This is a genomic window from Microbacterium sp. LB12, from assembly GCF_037150835.1.
GTDB lineage: Bacteria > Actinomycetota > Actinomycetes > Actinomycetales > Microbacteriaceae > Microbacterium.
In genome coordinates, this window is record NZ_JBBCPF010000037.1 from 1 (window position 1) to 984 (window position 984).

Genomic DNA, 984 nt, shown 5'->3' on the forward strand with positions numbered 1-984 from the left:
ACTACCACCGACGACGACGTCAACGACGGCTCGGAAGATTGACCCCCGTCGAGTTCGAGACCATCATGAAAGACCCCGCCTGTCTGGCGGCATAAGGAAACGAGTCAACCAAAGGCTCAGCATTCCCAACCTACGCGTGGGGGGCCAACGGCTCTGGTCAGCTGGGTAACGGTACCACCACGAACAGCAACGTCCCGGTAGCGGTGACGATGCCCGCAGGGGTTACGTTCACCAGCGTCACCGCGAGCAGTTACTATTCGTTGGCTCTGGGCTCGGATGGTAAAGCTTATGCGTGGGGGGCCAACGGCAGCGGCCAGTTGGGTATCGGTACGAACACAGGCAGCAGTGTTCCGGTCGCGGTGACGATGCCCGCAGGGGTTACGTTCACCAGCGTCACCGCGGGCAATATCCATTCGTTGGCTCTGGGCTCGGATGGGAAAACCTACGCGTGGGGGGACAACAGCCTTGGTCAGTTGGGTGACGGTACTACCTGGTACAGGTATGTCCCGGTAGCGGTGACGATGCCTCCGGGAGTGACGTTCACGAGCGTCACCGGGGGTTATCAGTCTTCGGTGGCGCTGGGGTCGGATGGGAAGGCCTACGGGTGGGGGGCCAACTACTACGGTCAGTTGGGTAACGGTTCCACCACGAACAGCAGCGTCCCGGTCGCGGTGACGATGCCTCCGGGAGTCACGTTCACCAGCGTCAGTGCATCAATCGGTACCTATTCGGTGGCTCTGGGCTCAGACGGGAAAACCTATGCCTGGGGGAGCAACGGCTCTGGACAGCTGGGGAACGGTACCACCACGAATAGCAGCATCCCGGTCGCGGTGACGATGCCTCCGGGAGTCACGTTCGGGAATGCTGAGCCTTTGGTTGACTCGTTTCCTTATGCCGCCAGACAGGCGGGGTCTTTCATGATGGTCTCGAACTCGACGGGGGTCAATCTTCCGAGCCGTCGTTGACGTCGTCGTCGGTGGTAGT

At 61.0% G+C, this 984-nt stretch carries 1 pseudogene; it reads left to right on the forward strand.

What is annotated here, in order from left to right:
• Positions 1-143: 143 nt before the first annotated feature.
• Positions 144-839 (forward strand): annotated as a pseudogene (locus WFM69_RS19260) (RCC1 domain-containing protein); the annotation flags it as partial.
• Positions 840-984 lie beyond the last annotated feature (145 nt).